21 protein-coding genes are annotated in these 12,228 nt (G+C 61.9%); all 21 read right to left on the reverse strand.

Features of this window, described 5'->3' with window-relative positions; translation table 11 throughout:
• Positions 1 to 785, reverse strand: a 785-nt coding sequence (locus ABSG20_RS17655) for an SDR family NAD(P)-dependent oxidoreductase (RefSeq protein ID WP_423865800.1), incomplete at its 3' end; no start/stop codon positions are given.
• Between the two features lie 125 nt (positions 786 to 910).
• Entirely contained in the window at positions 911 to 1,327 is a 417-nt protein-coding gene (gene rplQ, locus ABSG20_RS17660; RefSeq protein ID WP_423865801.1) for a 50S ribosomal protein L17, read from the reverse strand.
• Between the two features lie 127 nt (positions 1,328 to 1,454).
• A complete protein-coding gene (locus ABSG20_RS17665; protein ID WP_423865802.1) occupies positions 1,455 to 2,486 on the reverse strand; it encodes a DNA-directed RNA polymerase subunit alpha in 1,032 nt (343 codons plus the stop codon).
• A 120-nt stretch (positions 2,487 to 2,606) separates the two neighbouring features.
• Positions 2,607 to 2,996 carry a 30S ribosomal protein S11 gene (gene rpsK, locus ABSG20_RS17670; RefSeq protein ID WP_006021048.1) on the reverse strand — a complete coding sequence of 130 codons (390 nt, stop codon included), beginning with the start codon at positions 2,994 to 2,996 and terminating at the stop codon, positions 2,607 to 2,609.
• A 135-nt stretch (positions 2,997 to 3,131) separates the two neighbouring features.
• Entirely contained in the window at positions 3,132 to 3,500 is a 369-nt protein-coding gene (rpsM, locus tag ABSG20_RS17675) for a 30S ribosomal protein S13 (RefSeq protein ID WP_423865803.1), read from the reverse strand.
• A gap of 179 nt (positions 3,501 to 3,679) precedes the next feature.
• On the reverse strand, positions 3,680 to 4,522 hold the full coding sequence (locus ABSG20_RS17680; RefSeq protein WP_423865804.1) for an adenylate kinase: 843 nt from the start codon (positions 4,520 to 4,522) through the stop codon (positions 3,680 to 3,682).
• Positions 4,523 to 4,598: 76 nt separating this feature from the next.
• Positions 4,599 to 5,930: a preprotein translocase subunit SecY gene (gene secY, locus ABSG20_RS17685; RefSeq protein ID WP_423865805.1), complete on the reverse strand. Its 1,332-nt coding sequence runs from the start codon at positions 5,928 to 5,930 to the stop codon at positions 4,599 to 4,601.
• 151 nt (positions 5,931 to 6,081) lie between these two features.
• Complete coding sequence (rplO, locus tag ABSG20_RS17690) at positions 6,082 to 6,567, reverse strand: 50S ribosomal protein L15 (protein ID WP_423865806.1); 486 nt, start codon at positions 6,565 to 6,567, stop codon at positions 6,082 to 6,084.
• A gap of 75 nt (positions 6,568 to 6,642) precedes the next feature.
• Positions 6,643 to 6,837: a 50S ribosomal protein L30 gene (gene rpmD, locus ABSG20_RS17695; protein ID WP_423865807.1), complete on the reverse strand. Its 195-nt coding sequence runs from the start codon at positions 6,835 to 6,837 to the stop codon at positions 6,643 to 6,645.
• A 74-nt stretch (positions 6,838 to 6,911) separates the two neighbouring features.
• Positions 6,912 to 7,484, reverse strand: coding sequence for a 30S ribosomal protein S5 (gene rpsE / locus ABSG20_RS17700; protein WP_423865808.1), 573 nt, complete (start codon positions 7,482 to 7,484; stop codon positions 6,912 to 6,914).
• 75 nt (positions 7,485 to 7,559) lie between these two features.
• Positions 7,560 to 7,922 (reverse strand): 50S ribosomal protein L18, encoded by a 363-nt coding sequence (gene rplR / locus ABSG20_RS17705; RefSeq protein ID WP_423865809.1) that lies wholly within the window; start codon positions 7,920 to 7,922, stop codon positions 7,560 to 7,562.
• Between the two features lie 11 nt (positions 7,923 to 7,933).
• On the reverse strand, positions 7,934 to 8,467 hold the full coding sequence (rplF, locus tag ABSG20_RS17710) for a 50S ribosomal protein L6 (RefSeq protein WP_423865810.1): 534 nt from the start codon (positions 8,465 to 8,467) through the stop codon (positions 7,934 to 7,936).
• A gap of 13 nt (positions 8,468 to 8,480) precedes the next feature.
• Entirely contained in the window at positions 8,481 to 8,879 is a 399-nt protein-coding gene (gene rpsH / locus ABSG20_RS17715; RefSeq protein WP_423865811.1) for a 30S ribosomal protein S8, read from the reverse strand.
• Positions 8,880 to 8,891: 12 nt separating this feature from the next.
• Positions 8,892 to 9,197 (reverse strand): 30S ribosomal protein S14, encoded by a 306-nt coding sequence (gene rpsN / locus ABSG20_RS17720; protein ID WP_291860752.1) that lies wholly within the window; start codon positions 9,195 to 9,197, stop codon positions 8,892 to 8,894.
• 45 nt (positions 9,198 to 9,242) lie between these two features.
• Positions 9,243 to 9,800, reverse strand: coding sequence for a 50S ribosomal protein L5 (gene rplE, locus ABSG20_RS17725; RefSeq protein ID WP_423865812.1), 558 nt, complete (start codon positions 9,798 to 9,800; stop codon positions 9,243 to 9,245).
• On the reverse strand, positions 9,793 to 10,107 hold the full coding sequence (gene rplX, locus ABSG20_RS17730; RefSeq protein ID WP_423865813.1) for a 50S ribosomal protein L24: 315 nt from the start codon (positions 10,105 to 10,107) through the stop codon (positions 9,793 to 9,795). Before rplX ends, rplE begins: the two co-directional genes overlap by 8 nt.
• Positions 10,107 to 10,475: a 50S ribosomal protein L14 gene (rplN, locus tag ABSG20_RS17735; RefSeq protein ID WP_011473865.1), complete on the reverse strand. Its 369-nt coding sequence runs from the start codon at positions 10,473 to 10,475 to the stop codon at positions 10,107 to 10,109. Before rplN ends, rplX begins: the two co-directional genes overlap by 1 nt.
• 80 nt (positions 10,476 to 10,555) lie before the next feature.
• Positions 10,556 to 10,804: a 30S ribosomal protein S17 gene (gene rpsQ, locus ABSG20_RS17740; RefSeq protein WP_011473866.1), complete on the reverse strand. Its 249-nt coding sequence runs from the start codon at positions 10,802 to 10,804 to the stop codon at positions 10,556 to 10,558.
• 11 nt (positions 10,805 to 10,815) lie between these two features.
• The gene (gene rpmC, locus ABSG20_RS17745) at positions 10,816 to 11,022 is read right to left on the reverse strand and encodes a 50S ribosomal protein L29 (protein ID WP_423865814.1); all 207 of its coding nucleotides are present in this window, start codon (positions 11,020 to 11,022) and stop codon (positions 10,816 to 10,818) included.
• Positions 11,023 to 11,033: 11 nt separating this feature from the next.
• Positions 11,034 to 11,447, reverse strand: a complete 414-nt coding sequence (gene rplP / locus ABSG20_RS17750; RefSeq protein ID WP_423865815.1) for a 50S ribosomal protein L16 — start codon at positions 11,445 to 11,447, stop codon at positions 11,034 to 11,036.
• A gap of 31 nt (positions 11,448 to 11,478) precedes the next feature.
• Positions 11,479 to 12,177, reverse strand: coding sequence for a 30S ribosomal protein S3 (gene rpsC, locus ABSG20_RS17755; protein ID WP_423865816.1), 699 nt, complete (start codon positions 12,175 to 12,177; stop codon positions 11,479 to 11,481).
• Between the last annotated feature and the right edge of the window lie 51 nt (positions 12,178 to 12,228).

Here is a 12,228-nt window from a genome sequence, read left to right on the forward strand (position 1 = left end):
GTTTGAATAATGCCGCCCTCGGCGCGGAGCGCTGCGCCATTGGTCGCTGACGCCTCTTGCGAAGCGACATAGAGCACCATGTTGGCGATCTCCTCAACGCTGGCAAAGCGCTGCAGCAGCGAGGTCGGACGAAACTGCCGCACGAAGCGCGATGCCGCCTCCTCCACCGACTGGCCGCTTTGTTTCGCGAGATCCCTGACGAAGGTCTCGACGCCTTCCGACATGGTCGGCCCCGGGAGCACCGCGTTGACGGTGACCGCCGTGCCGCGGGTCATTTCGGCAAGTCCACGCGACACCGCGAGCTGCGCGGTCTTGGTCATGCCGTAGTGGATCATTTCCATCGGGATATTCAGCGCCGATTCGGACGAGATGAAAACGATGCGGCCCCAATTGCGCTTCAGCATATCCGGCAAATAGGCGCGAGCCAGCCGCACGCCCGACATCACATTGACCTCGAAGAAGCGGTTCCAGTCTTCATCGGGAATATCGAAGAACCCTTTGGGCTCGAAAACACCGGCATTGTTGATGAGAATGTCCACCGACGGCAGCGCCGCGATCAGGCCCTTGCACCCGGCTGCCGTGGCGACATCGGCGGCAACGCCCCGGACCTTGCTGCCGGGGACTGCCCTTTCAATCGCGGCGGCGGCGGCCTCGACCTTGGCTGCCGTCCTGCCATTGATGGCGACATCGGCACCCGCCGCCGCCATGCCTTTGGCGACGGCGTGGCCGATGCCGGAGGTCGAGCCGGTCACCAGCGCCGTCTTTCCTTTGAGGTCGATCATCATGAGATCTCTCCATCCCTGAAAATGGAGATATCGGGAGTGACGCACGCCACCGCAATCGCATTTGTTGCCCAATAAAAAAGCGGCGCACCAGGCGCCGCTTCGGGAACCGGGTTCCGCAATTGGATTTACGCGGCTTCGGCGGCCCTGTCCTGCGCCGGTCCGGAGTCCAGGCCCTTGGCATCGACGTCGCGGTCGACGAATTCGATCACGGCCATCGGCGCGTTATCGCCATAGCGGAAGCCGGCCTTGATGATTCGGGTATAGCCGCCCTGCCGATCCTTGTAGCGGGTGGCGAGAACATCGAACAATTTCCTGGTCTGATCGAGATCGCGCATTTCCGAGATCGCCTGCCGGCGCATCGAAAGGCCGCCCTTCTTGCCGAGCGTCACCAGTTTTTCGACGATTGGACGCAGTTCCTTCGCCTTCGGCAGCGTGGTGACGATCTGCTCGTGCTTGATCAACGCCGCGCACATGTTGGCAAACATCGCGCGCCGATGTTCGGCGGTGCGGTTGAGCTTGCGGTGAACCTTGCCGTGACGCATGGCATCTCTCCTACCTTCAGCTGGTCTCGTCCTTCGAGACGCGGCCAACAGGCCGCTCCTCAGGATGAGGAAAAGCCCTCATGGCGAGCAACGCGTCTGGCGCGCCTCGAACCCCGAGGTTGCGAACTCAATAATGATCTTCGAAGCGCTTGGCCAGTTCGTCGATATTCTCCGGCGGCCAGCCCGGCACTTCCATGCCGAGATGCAGACCCATCTGGGCCAGCACTTCCTTGATCTCGTTCAGCGACTTGCGGCCGAAGTTCGGGGTACGGAGCATTTCCGCTTCCGACTTCTGCACGAGGTCGCCGATATAGACGATATTGTCGTTCTTCAGGCAGTTCGCCGAACGCACCGACAATTCGAGTTCGTCGACCTTCTTGAGGAACGCCGGGTTGAACGCGAGATCGGGAATGATCTCCTGCGCCACTTCCTTGCGCGGTTCTTCGAAGTTGACGAACACGTTGAGCTGATCCTGCAGAATACGCGCGGCATAGGCCACCGCATCATCAGGTGAGATCGCCCCGTTGGTCTCGATCGTCATGGTCAGCTTGTCGTAATCGAGGATCTGGCCCTCGCGGGTGTTCTCGACCTTGTACGAAACCTTGCGCACCGGCGAGAACAGGCTGTCGACCGGGATCAGCCCGATCGGCGCGTCCTCGGGACGGTTGCGCTCGGCGGCGACATAGCCCTTGCCGGCAGCGACCGTGAATTCCATGCGGATTTCAGCGCCCTCGTCCAGGGTGCAGATCTGCAGGTCCGGATTGAGCACCACGACATCGCCGACGGTCTGGATGTCGCCGGCAGTGACGACGCCCGGGCCCTGTTTCTTCACGACCATGCGCTTGGGGCCTTCGCCCTGCATCTTGATCGAGATGTCCTTGATGTTCAGCACGATGTCGGTGACGTCCTCGCGGACGCCCGCGATCGAGGAGAATTCGTGCAGTACGCCGTCGATATGCACCGACTGCACCGCCGCGCCCTGCAGCGATGACAGCAGGATGCGGCGCAACGCGTTACCGAGCGTCTGGCCGAAGCCGCGCTCAAGCGGTTCGGCGACCAGCGTCGCAAAGCGGATCGGATCGGTGCCCGGTATCACCTGGAGCTTGTTGGGCCGGATAAGTTCTTGCCAATTTTTCTGGATCGTCACTGTTTCACCCATGCCAGCCAGTCAATTTGCCAATCTAAATTACTGGCGTTGGAGTTCGCGGATCAGTCCGCGGGCTTATAAAATTAGTCTCAAACCATCGCAGGCAGCGCCGCCGCGCCCCGCGGTCGAACATCAAACCCTGCGGCGTTTGCGCGGACGGCAGCCATTATGCGGTATCGTCGTCACGTCGCGGATCGATGTGACGGTGAAGCCCGCGGCCTGCAGCGCGCGCAGCGCCGATTCGCGGCCCGAACCCGGACCTGCAACCTCAACCTCCAGCGTGCGCATGCCGTGTTCCTGCGCCTTCTTGGAGACGTCTTCGGCGGCGACCTGCGCGGCATAGGGGGTTGACTTGCGCGAACCTTTGAAGCCCATCGTCCCGGCTGAAGACCAGGCAATGGTATTGCCCTGCGCGTCGGTGATGGTGATGGTGGTGTTGTTGAACGACGAATTCACGTGCGCGATACCGGACGCGATGTTCTTGCGCTCACGGCGGCGGACGCGGGTGGCTTCCTTGCCCATTTAAAGAACCTTTCCAACGATCTCGAACGCCGCCGTCATGCCAGCGGCTACACCTAAAGGGGCAAATAGGGAGTGGCGAATAGCGAACAGGAAGGCTCAACCCCTATTCGCTATTCGCTACTCACTATTCGCTGCCTACTTCTTCTTGCCGGCGATCGACTTGGCCGGACCTTTGCGCGTGCGCGCATTGGTATGGGTGCGCTGACCGCGCACCGGCAATCCGCGCCGATGACGCAATCCGCGATAGCAGCCGAGATCCATCAACCGCTTGATGTTCATTCCGGTCTCGCGGCGGAGGTCGCCTTCGACCAGATAATCGCGGTCGATCACTTCGCGGATTTGCAGCACTTCCTGATCGCTCAGCTGCGCGACGCGACGATCAACGGGGATCTTGACCTTCTCCAGGATCTCGGCCGCGTTTCTCTGGCCGATGCCATGGATATACTGAAGCGCGATCAAGACACGCTTGTTGGTCGGGATGTTCACGCCGGCAATACGGGCCACGGATTTCTCTCCTGTCGCCGGCCGCTCGCGCACCGGCCGTGATTTCGCTGAACTCAACTGTCCGCAAACGCGAACACGACACCCTCCCCCTCTATAGTGTTGGGGACCGGCATCGTTGAAAGCTATCCACTTGGATAAGCCACTTATTAAAGGATTGCACTTGGCTTCGTCAACCGCCTCTACGCCTTAGCTCGCTTTTTCGTGACCTTTTTAGAGGTTTTCTTCGGCTTTCCGGCGGCACCGGTTTTGGAGCGGGTCGCGGGCCTCGGAGACCCCTTCTTGAGCCCCTTGGAGGCTTTCCCGACCTTCACGGAGGCCTTGGCGCCCTTGGCCCCAGCGGTTCCGGAGACGCTCGCGGCCGGCTTGGCGCGATTTCCCGGATGCCGGGCGGCGGTCGCGGTCTTGGCAGCCTTGTTGGCAACCTTGGGGTCCACGGCGCCGATCGCAGCCAGAATGCGGTCAATCTCACGGGTGACGTGCTCGATGGTCATCATGCCATCGACCGTCAGTAGCTTGCGCCGTTCCGAATAGTAGTGGATCAGCGGCTCGGTCAGCGCCCGGTAGCTCGCCAGCCGCTTCGTCAGTACCTCCGGGGTGTCGTCGACGCGTACTTCCTCGCCGCGCGCCCGCATCTCCGCGACCCGCGTTTCCACCCGCTGCAACAGCGCGCTTTCGTTGACGCGAAGCTCGATCACGGCATCGAGCTTGAGGTGCTTGTGCTTGAGCAGCTCATCGAGTGCCTGCGCCTGCGGCACGGTGCGCGGAAAGCCGTCGAGGATAAAGCCCTTGACCGCGTCCGGCTGATCCAGCCGGTCGGAAATGATGCCGATCACGATGTCGTCCGGCACCAAGCCGCCGCTGGCCATGATGCCCTGGGCCTTGATGCCGACCGGCGTCTGCGCCGCCACCGCGGCGCGCAGCATTTCGCCGGTTGAAAGCTGAACAATGCCATAGCGTTGAATTAGCCGTTGCGCCTGGGTTCCCTTGCCCGAGCCCGGCGGCCCCAGAAGTATCAGTCTCATCCTTGTTCGCCCCCCGGCTTGGTGAACGATGAACCGCTCACCCTCGTTTTGATATCCAGACCGGCACCAACCAAGATCAGCGCCGCCTGCCCCGCAACTTCGACTTCCTGATCAGCCCCTCGTATTGGTGGGCGAGCAGGTAACCCTGAACCTGCGCCACCGTATCCATGGTGACGCTGACGACGATCAACAGCGAGGTGCCGCCAAAGTAGAACGGGACCGAGGCATAGGAAATCAGAATTTCGGGGATCAGGCAGACGATTGCCAGATAAATCGCACCCAGCACCGTGATGCGCGACAGCACATAGTCGATATATTCCGCGGTGCGCTCGCCCGGCCGAATGCCGGGAATGAAGCCGCCATGTTTTTTGAGGTTATCGGCGGTTTCGGTCGGGTTGAATACGATCGCGGTATAGAAGAACGCGAAGAACACGATCAGCGCCAGATAAAGCACCAGGAACAGCGGGCGGCCATGGCCGAGCTGGGTAGTAATCCATTGAAACCATTCCGGGCCCCGGCCGGCATTGAAATTCGCCACCGTGGTCGGCAAGAGCAGCAGCGAGGAAGCGAAGATCGGCGGTATCACGCCCGATGTATTCAGCTTCAGCGGCAGATGCGAGGACTGGCCTTCGAACATCTTGTTGCCGACCTGGCGCTTGGGATACTGGATCAGAAGCCGCCGCTGCGCGCGCTCCATGAACACGATGAAGGCGATCACCGCGACCGCCATGACGATGACAACCAGAATGAGTCCGGTCGACAGCGCGCCCTGACGGCCGAGCTCCAGCATGTTGGCGAGCGCGGAGGGCAGCTCCGCCACAATGCCTGACAATATGATCAGGGAAATGCCGTTGCCGATGCCGCGCGAAGTGATCTGCTCGCCGAGCCACATCAGGAACATAGTGCCGCCGGTCAGCGTGATCGCGGTCGAAAGACGGAAGAACATGCCGGGATCGCTGACGACGTTTCCGGCGCCCTCCAGGCCGACCGCGATGCCGTAGGACTGGAACGCGGCCAGCAGCACCGTGAGGTAGCGGGTATACTGGTTCAGCGTCTTGCGGCCGGCCTCGCCCTCTTTCTTCAGCGCTTCCAGTTGGGGCGACACCGTGGTCAGGAGCTGAATGATGATCGAGGCGGAGATATACGGCATGATGTTCAAGGCAAAGATCGCCATGCGGTGGATGCCGCCGCCGGAGAACATGTTGAACATGCCGAGGATGCCGCCGGCCTGGGAGTTGAATACCTTCTCCCAGATGCCGGGGTCGATACCCGGCAACGGAATGTAGGTGCCGAACCGGTAAACCAGGAGCGCTCCCAGGGTGAACCAGATACGCTTCTTCAGCTCTTCGGCTTTTCCGAGTGCCGAGAAATTAAGGTTTGCCGCCAGTTGTTCCGCTGCCGAGACCATTTTTGGCTTCCCTCCCGCGCGCCCTTCGCCGTAGCATGCCCCGAACGGCGGGACATCCAGCAGACGCCGGACATTATTTGGTGCCCGGCTTCGATAAATCCATCGTCCCGTCGCGCGGACGCCCGCCCTGCGGCGGGCGATGACGCAGATGTTACGCCGCCTTGTCTTCGTCCTTGGCCGGCGCCAGGATTTTCACCGTGCCGCCCGCCTTCTCGACCGCCGCGATGGCGGATTTCGAAGCACCGTGAACCTCGATCGTCAGCTTGGCCTTGATTTCACCCCGGCCGAGCAGCCGGACGCCATCCTTCGAACGCCGGATGACGCGGGCTTTCACCAGCGATTCGGCATTGATGGTGCCGCCCGCGTCGAGCCGCTTGGCATCAACAGCCTCTTGCAGGCGATCGAGATTGATCTCGGTGAATTGGAGCCGGAAAATATTGTTGAAGCCGCGCTTCGGCAACCGCCGGTGCAGCGGCATCTGGCCGCCCTCAAAACCCTTGATGCGCACGCCCGATCGCGCGGTCTGGCCCTTGCCGCCCCGGCCCGCGGTCTTGCCTTTGCCTGAGCCGATGCCACGGCCGACGCGCATCCGCTTCTTGCGCGAGCCGGCATTGTCGGCGATTTCGCTGAGCTTCATCGTTCGCTTCCTTATCTCCGCAGCATCATCATGACCGAAAACCGGTCCGCGCTTTCCGGGATCATGCCGCCCATCTTATTTCTCGTCGACGATGCGGACGAGATGTTGAACCTTTGCGATCATGCCGCGAACCTCAGGGGTGTCCTGCAGTTCGGTGACCCGGCCGATCTTGTTGAGCTTAAGGCCGATCAGCGTCGCACGCTGCGAGTGGTGGCGGCGGATCGCGCTGCCGGTCTGCTCGACCTTGATCATCTTTGCGGCCTTGGCCATCGTCGTTAACTCCAGATCGTCTTTAGCTCGCATCAACTTCGCAAAACCGCCGTCTTTGCCGGATCATGCCCGGTTTATTCGGCTACCGCTTCGGCATCGCCGCCGACGCGACGCGACTGCAGCGTCGACACCTTGATGTTGCGGCGCGCCGCGACCGATCGCGGCGAATCCTGATGCTTGAGCGCATCGAAGGTGGCGCGAACCATGTTGTAGGGGTTGGAGGAGCCGATCGACTTCGCCACCACGTCCTGGATGCCGAGCGTCTCGAACACGGCGCGCATCGGACCACCGGCGATGATGCCGGTACCCGCCGGCGCCGCGCGCAAATAGACCCGGCCCGCACCGTGCCGGCCGGCGATATCGTGATGCAACGTGCGGCCTTCGCGCAAGGCGACACGGGTCAGGTTACGTTTCGCCGCTTCCGTCGCCTTGCGGATCGCCTCCGGCACTTCGCGCGCCTTGCCGTGGCCGAATCCGACCCGGCCCTTCTGATCGCCGATCACGACCAGCGCCGCAAAGCCGAAGCGCTTGCCGCCCTTGACCACCTTGGCCACACGATTGATGTGGACAAGCTTGTCGACGAACTCGCTGTCGCGCTCTTCCCGGCCGCCCCTGTGGCCGCCACCGCGTTCGCGTTCACCTGCCATGATGTTTTCCGATCCTTAAAAGGCTTGCCTTGAGAGGCACGCGCCCCTGTCCGTGTGTCCGTTCAATCCAAAACTTCAGAAGCTCAATCCGCTTTCCCGCGCCGCATCGGCCAGCGCCTTGACGCGGCCATGATAGAGATAACCGCCGCGATCGAACACCACCTCGGTGACGCCGTTCTTGACCGCGCGTTCCGCCAGCAGCTTGCCGACGGCCTTGGCGGCATCGATGTTGGCGCCGGTATTGCCGCCCTCGCGCATCGCCTTCTCCAGCGACGAGGCCGAAGCCAGCGTTTCGCCCTTCAGGTCGTCGATAACCTGGGCATAGATGTGCTTGGAGGAGCGGAACACCGACAGCCGCGGACGGCCGCTGGCGGTACGGCGCAGCGACAGCCGCACACGTTGCTTGCGCCGGGCATTGGTAATCTTCAGTCTCGACATGGCCGGCTCCGTTACTTCTTCTTGCCTTCCTTGCGGAAGATAAACTCATCAGAGTACTTCACGCCCTTGCCCTTGTAGGGCTCCGGCGGACGGTAGCTGCGGATCTCGGCAGCGACCTGGCCGACGCGCTGGACATCGTTGCCGGTGATGACGATCTCGGTCGGCTTCGGGACCGTGATCGCGATGCCCTCCGGGATCGCATAGACGACGTCGTGGCTGTAGCCGAGCGCGAGCTGCAGGTTCTTGCCCTGCAGCGCCGCGCGATAGCCGACGCCGGTGATCTCGAGCTTCTTCTCGAAACCCTTGGTGACGCCGGCGACCAGATTGGCCAGCTGAGCGCGCGCGGTGCCGTAGAGGGCCTGGGCGCGGTTGGTTTCGAACCTTGGTGCGACCTTGACCGCACCGTTTTCGAACTTCACCTCGACGTCATCATGCACCACGAACTGAAGCTGGCCTTTCGGCCCCTTCATCTTCACGGTCTGGCCCTCGACGGTCGCGGTAACGCCCGACGGAACCGTCACAGGCCGCTTGCCAATACGTGACATGACTGTCCCTTCCTCAAAACACCGTGAAGAGAATTTCGCCGCCCACATTCGCGTCGCGCGCGTCGTGGTCAGCCATGATTCCCTTCGGCGTCGACAACACCGAAATTCCGAGACCGTTATTGACGCGCGGCAGATTCCTAACCGAGGCATAGACCCGTCGACCCGGCTTCGATACCCGCTCGATCTCGCGAATCACCGGCTCGCCGTCGAAATACTTCAACTCGATCTCGAGCTCGCTGCGGCCAGAGGCATGTTCGACGCTGGCATAGCCGCGGATGTACCCTTCCGCCTTGAGCACCTCGAGCACATTGGCGCGCATTCTGGAGCCCGGGGTCGAGACCTTGGGCTTGGCCCGCATCTGGGCATTGCGGATGCGGGTGATGAGATCGCTGATCGGATCGTGCGTTGACATCTCCGACCTCCCTTACCAGCTCGACTTCACGAGCCCGGGAACCAGACCCTTGGAGCCGAGTTCACGCAGCGCGATGCGGCTTAGCTTGTTCTTGCGGTAGACCGAACGCGGGCGTCCGGTCATTTCGCAGCGGTTGCGAATCCGGGTCGCCGACGAATTGCGCGGCATTTCCGCGAGCTTCAGCGTCGCGGCGAACCGCTCTTCCATCGGCTTCTTCTTGTCGGCGATGATGGCCTTCAGCTTCGCCCGCCTGGGCGCGGCATTCTTGGTCATCCGCTTGCGCCGGTTGTTCTTCTCGATCGAACTCTTCTTTGCCATACGTGGCTCCTGGGTTTCCGCGTTTGAGAGGCTTTGGTCAGCGTCTCACTGCCGGAACGGGAAATTGAATGCGGTCAACAGGGCTCGCGCTTCGTCATCGCTGCGCGCGGTGGTGCATACCGTGACGTCCATGCCCCACGTTTCCCCCATCTTGTCGAAGTCGATCTCGGGGAAAATGATGTGTTCCTTGATCCCGAGAGAGTAGTTGCCGCGGCCGTCGAAACTCTTCGGGTTGAGGCCGCGGAAATCGCGCACCCGGGGCAGCGCGACGTTGACGAGGCGATCGATGAACTCGTACATCTTGGTCTTGCGCAGCGTCACCTTGCAGCCGATCGGCTGGTTCTCGCGCAGCTTGAAGGTGGCGATCGCAACCCGCGAATAGGTCACGATAGCCTTCTGGCCTGCGATCAGCGCCAGGTCGGCCGCGGCAAGTTCGGCCTTTTTGCGGTCATTGACGGCCTCGCCGACGCCCATGTTGAGCACGACTTTATCGAGGCGTGGCACCTGCATGATGTTGGCATAGCCGAACTGTTCGGTCAGCTTGCCGCGGATTTCCCTGTCGAACTGTTCGCGTAAACGCGGGACGTATGCGGTCTCAGCCATCGATCTCTGCTCCCGAGCTTTTGGCAACGCGTACCTTCTTGCCATCCGCATGTATCTTGAAACCTACCCGCGTCGGCTTGCCGTCCTTGCCGACGATCGCGATGTTTGACAAATGGATCGGCGACTCCTTCGAGATGATGCCGCCCTCCTGCGCCTGGGTCTGCTTCTGGTGACGCTTGACGAGATTGATGCCGCGGACCAGCGCCTTGTTCTCGTCGGGACGCACCTCAAACACCTCGCCGGTGCGGCCCTTGTCGCGGCCGGACAAAACGATGACCTTGTCGCCCTTGCGGATCTTGGCGGCCATCACAAAACCTCCGGCGCCAGCGAGATGATCTTCATGTGGTTCTTGGCGCGCAGCTCGCGCGGCACCGGCCCGAAGATGCGGGTGCCGACCGGCTCCGACTGGTTGTTGATCAGCACGGCGGCGTTGCGGTCGAAGCGGATGACGGAGCCGTCGGCGCGGCGGATGTCCTTGCGGACCCGCACCACCACGGCCTTCATCACGTCGCCCTTCTTCACCTTGCCGCGCGGAATTGCTTCCTTGATCGACACGACAATAACGTCGCCCACGGTGGCATAGCGGCGCTTGGAGCCCCCAAGCACCTTGATGCACATGACACGGCGTGCGCCTGAATTATCGGCCACGTCGAGGTTGGTCTGCATCTGAATCATTGATGCACCTCGTCCTCTTTCTGATGCGCAGATTTGCGCCTAAAATTTCCCAAAGCCGTTCGGTGAAACCGAAGCTGACCTCAGGCCGTTTTCTTCTGCTCGCCCCGGACCACGGTCCAGCGCTTCAACTTCGAGATCGGCTTGCTTTCCTCGATCCACACCACGTCGCCCGGCTTGAACTCGTTGTTCTCGTCGTGCGCGTGATAGTTTTTCGAGCGGCGAATCGTCTTCTTGTAGATCGGATGGGTGAAGCGGCGATCGACCCGCACCACGACCGTCTTGGCCTGCTTGTCGCTGACGACCACGCCCTGAAGCGTACGTTTTGGCATTCTGGGGCCCCTTACTTCTTCTTCGCGCGCTGCTGCGCGGCGATGGTCTTGATACGGGCGATATCGCGGCGGGCTTCACGCAGCCGCGAGGTATTCTCCAGCTGCCCGGTGGCGCGCTGGAAGCGCAGGTTGAAGCGCTCCTTCTTCAGATTGAGGACGGCGTCATCCATCTGGTCGGGGCTCATTGCGCGGATATCGGCGGGTTTCGTCTCAGCCATGACCAGCGTCCTTACTCCGCAATGCGCGCGACGAAGCGCGTCTTGATCGGCAATTTGGCGGCGGCGAGCGACAGCGCTTCTTTCGCGGTCTGCACGGTGACGCCGTCGATTTCGAAAATCACGCGGCCGGGCTTGACCCGCGCCACCCACAATTCCGGCGTACCCTTGCCGGAGCCCATTCGGACTTCAGCGGGCTTCTTGGACACCGGCACGTCCGGGAAGATGCGGATCCAGACGCGGCCGGCACGCTTCATGTGACGGGTCAGCGCGCGGCGGGCGGCTTCGATCTGACGTGCGGTGAGGCGCTCGGGCGCCATCGCCTTCAGGCCGAACTGACCGAACGTCAACGTCGCGCCCGAAGTCGCAACGCCGTGGATACGGCCCTTATGCGCCTTCCGGAACTTCGTTTTCTTTGGTTGCATCATGGCTTACGCCCTCAAACCTTCTCTATGTCGCTCAAGCAGCGTCGCGACGCGGCCGCGAATTGTCGCCTTCAGCCATCTTCTTGTCCTGGGCCATCGGGTCGTGCTCAAGGATTTCACCCTTGAAGATCCAGACCTTGACACCGCAGGTGCCGAACGTGGTGAACGCCGTCGCCACGCCATAATCGATATCGGCGCGCAGCGTGTGCAGCGGCACGCGCCCTTCGCGATACCATTCCATGCGCGCGATTTCGGCGCCGCCGAGACGGCCCGAGCAGTTGATACGAATGCCTTCAGCGCCGAGACGCATCGCCGACTGCACCGCGCGCTTCATCGCGCGGCGGAACGCGACGCGGCGCTCGAGCTGCTGCGCGATCGATTCGGCGACCAGCGTGGCGTCGAGTTCCGGCTTGCGGATTTCGACGATGTTGATGACGACGTCGGACGCGGTGATATCGGCAACGCGCTTGCGCAGCTTGTCGATGTCGGCACCCTTCTTGCCGATCACGACACCGGGACGCGCCGAATGGATCGTTACGCGGCACTTCTTGTGCGGACGCTCGATCACGATCCTGGCGACGGCCGCCTGCTTCAGCTCCTTGTGCAGGATGGCGCGGATTTCGACATCCTCGTGCAGCAGCTTGCCGTATTCGTTTTTGCCCGCGAACCAACGGGAATCCCACGTCCGGTTGATGCCAAGACGCAGCCCGATTGGATTGATCTTCTGACCCATCGTATTCTCCCGCGCTCTTTAAGCGCTCGCCTCGGCCTCGACCTGACGAAC

It is taken from the genome of Bradyrhizobium sp., from assembly GCF_049512235.1.
Lineage (GTDB): Bacteria > Pseudomonadota > Alphaproteobacteria > Rhizobiales > Xanthobacteraceae > Bradyrhizobium.

What these genes read in the sequence shown, in the direction of transcription:
- rpsN (WP_291860752.1), bottom strand. Translation starts at nt 9,197, where the DNA reads ATGGCAAAGAAGAGTTCGATCGAGAAGAACAACCGGCGCAAGCGGATG.
- rplP (WP_423865815.1), bottom strand. Translation starts at nt 11,447, where the DNA reads ATGATGCAACCAAAGAAAACGAAGTTCCGGAAGGCGCATAAGGGCCGT.
- rpmC (WP_423865814.1), bottom strand. Translation starts at nt 11,022, where the DNA reads ATGGCTGAGACGAAACCCGCCGATATCCGCGCAATGAGCCCCGACCAG.
- rpsQ (WP_011473866.1), bottom strand. Translation starts at nt 10,804, where the DNA reads ATGCCAAAACGTACGCTTCAGGGCGTGGTCGTCAGCGACAAGCAGGCC.
- rpsK (WP_006021048.1), bottom strand. Translation starts at nt 2,996, where the DNA reads ATGGGCAAGGAAGCCACCCGCGTCCGCCGCCGTGAGCGCAAGAACATC.
- rplQ (WP_423865801.1), bottom strand. Translation starts at nt 1,327, where the DNA reads ATGCGTCACGGCAAGGTTCACCGCAAGCTCAACCGCACCGCCGAACAT.
- rplE (WP_423865812.1), bottom strand. Translation starts at nt 9,800, where the DNA reads ATGGCTGAGACCGCATACGTCCCGCGTTTACGCGAACAGTTCGACAGG.
- ABSG20_RS17680 (WP_423865804.1), bottom strand. Translation starts at nt 4,522, where the DNA reads ATGAGACTGATACTTCTGGGGCCGCCGGGCTCGGGCAAGGGAACCCAG.
- rplF (WP_423865810.1), bottom strand. Translation starts at nt 8,467, where the DNA reads ATGTCACGTATTGGCAAGCGGCCTGTGACGGTTCCGTCGGGCGTTACC.
- rplR (WP_423865809.1), bottom strand. Translation starts at nt 7,922, where the DNA reads ATGTCGAGACTGAAGATTACCAATGCCCGGCGCAAGCAACGTGTGCGG.
- rpsE (WP_423865808.1), bottom strand. Translation starts at nt 7,484, where the DNA reads ATGGCAGGTGAACGCGAACGCGGTGGCGGCCACAGGGGCGGCCGGGAA.
- rpmD (WP_423865807.1), bottom strand. Translation starts at nt 6,837, where the DNA reads ATGGCCAAGGCCGCAAAGATGATCAAGGTCGAGCAGACCGGCAGCGCG.
- rpsC (WP_423865816.1), bottom strand. Translation starts at nt 12,177, where the DNA reads ATGGGTCAGAAGATCAATCCAATCGGGCTGCGTCTTGGCATCAACCGG.
- rplO (WP_423865806.1), bottom strand. Translation starts at nt 6,567, where the DNA reads ATGAAGCTCAGCGAAATCGCCGACAATGCCGGCTCGCGCAAGAAGCGG.
- rplN (WP_011473865.1), bottom strand. Translation starts at nt 10,475, where the DNA reads ATGATTCAGATGCAGACCAACCTCGACGTGGCCGATAATTCAGGCGCA.
- rpsH (WP_423865811.1), bottom strand. Translation starts at nt 8,879, where the DNA reads ATGTCAACGCACGATCCGATCAGCGATCTCATCACCCGCATCCGCAAT.
- ABSG20_RS17665 (WP_423865802.1), bottom strand. Translation starts at nt 2,486, where the DNA reads ATGGGTGAAACAGTGACGATCCAGAAAAATTGGCAAGAACTTATCCGG.
- secY (WP_423865805.1), bottom strand. Translation starts at nt 5,930, where the DNA reads ATGGTCTCGGCAGCGGAACAACTGGCGGCAAACCTTAATTTCTCGGCA.
- rplX (WP_423865813.1), bottom strand. Translation starts at nt 10,107, where the DNA reads ATGGCCGCCAAGATCCGCAAGGGCGACAAGGTCATCGTTTTGTCCGGC.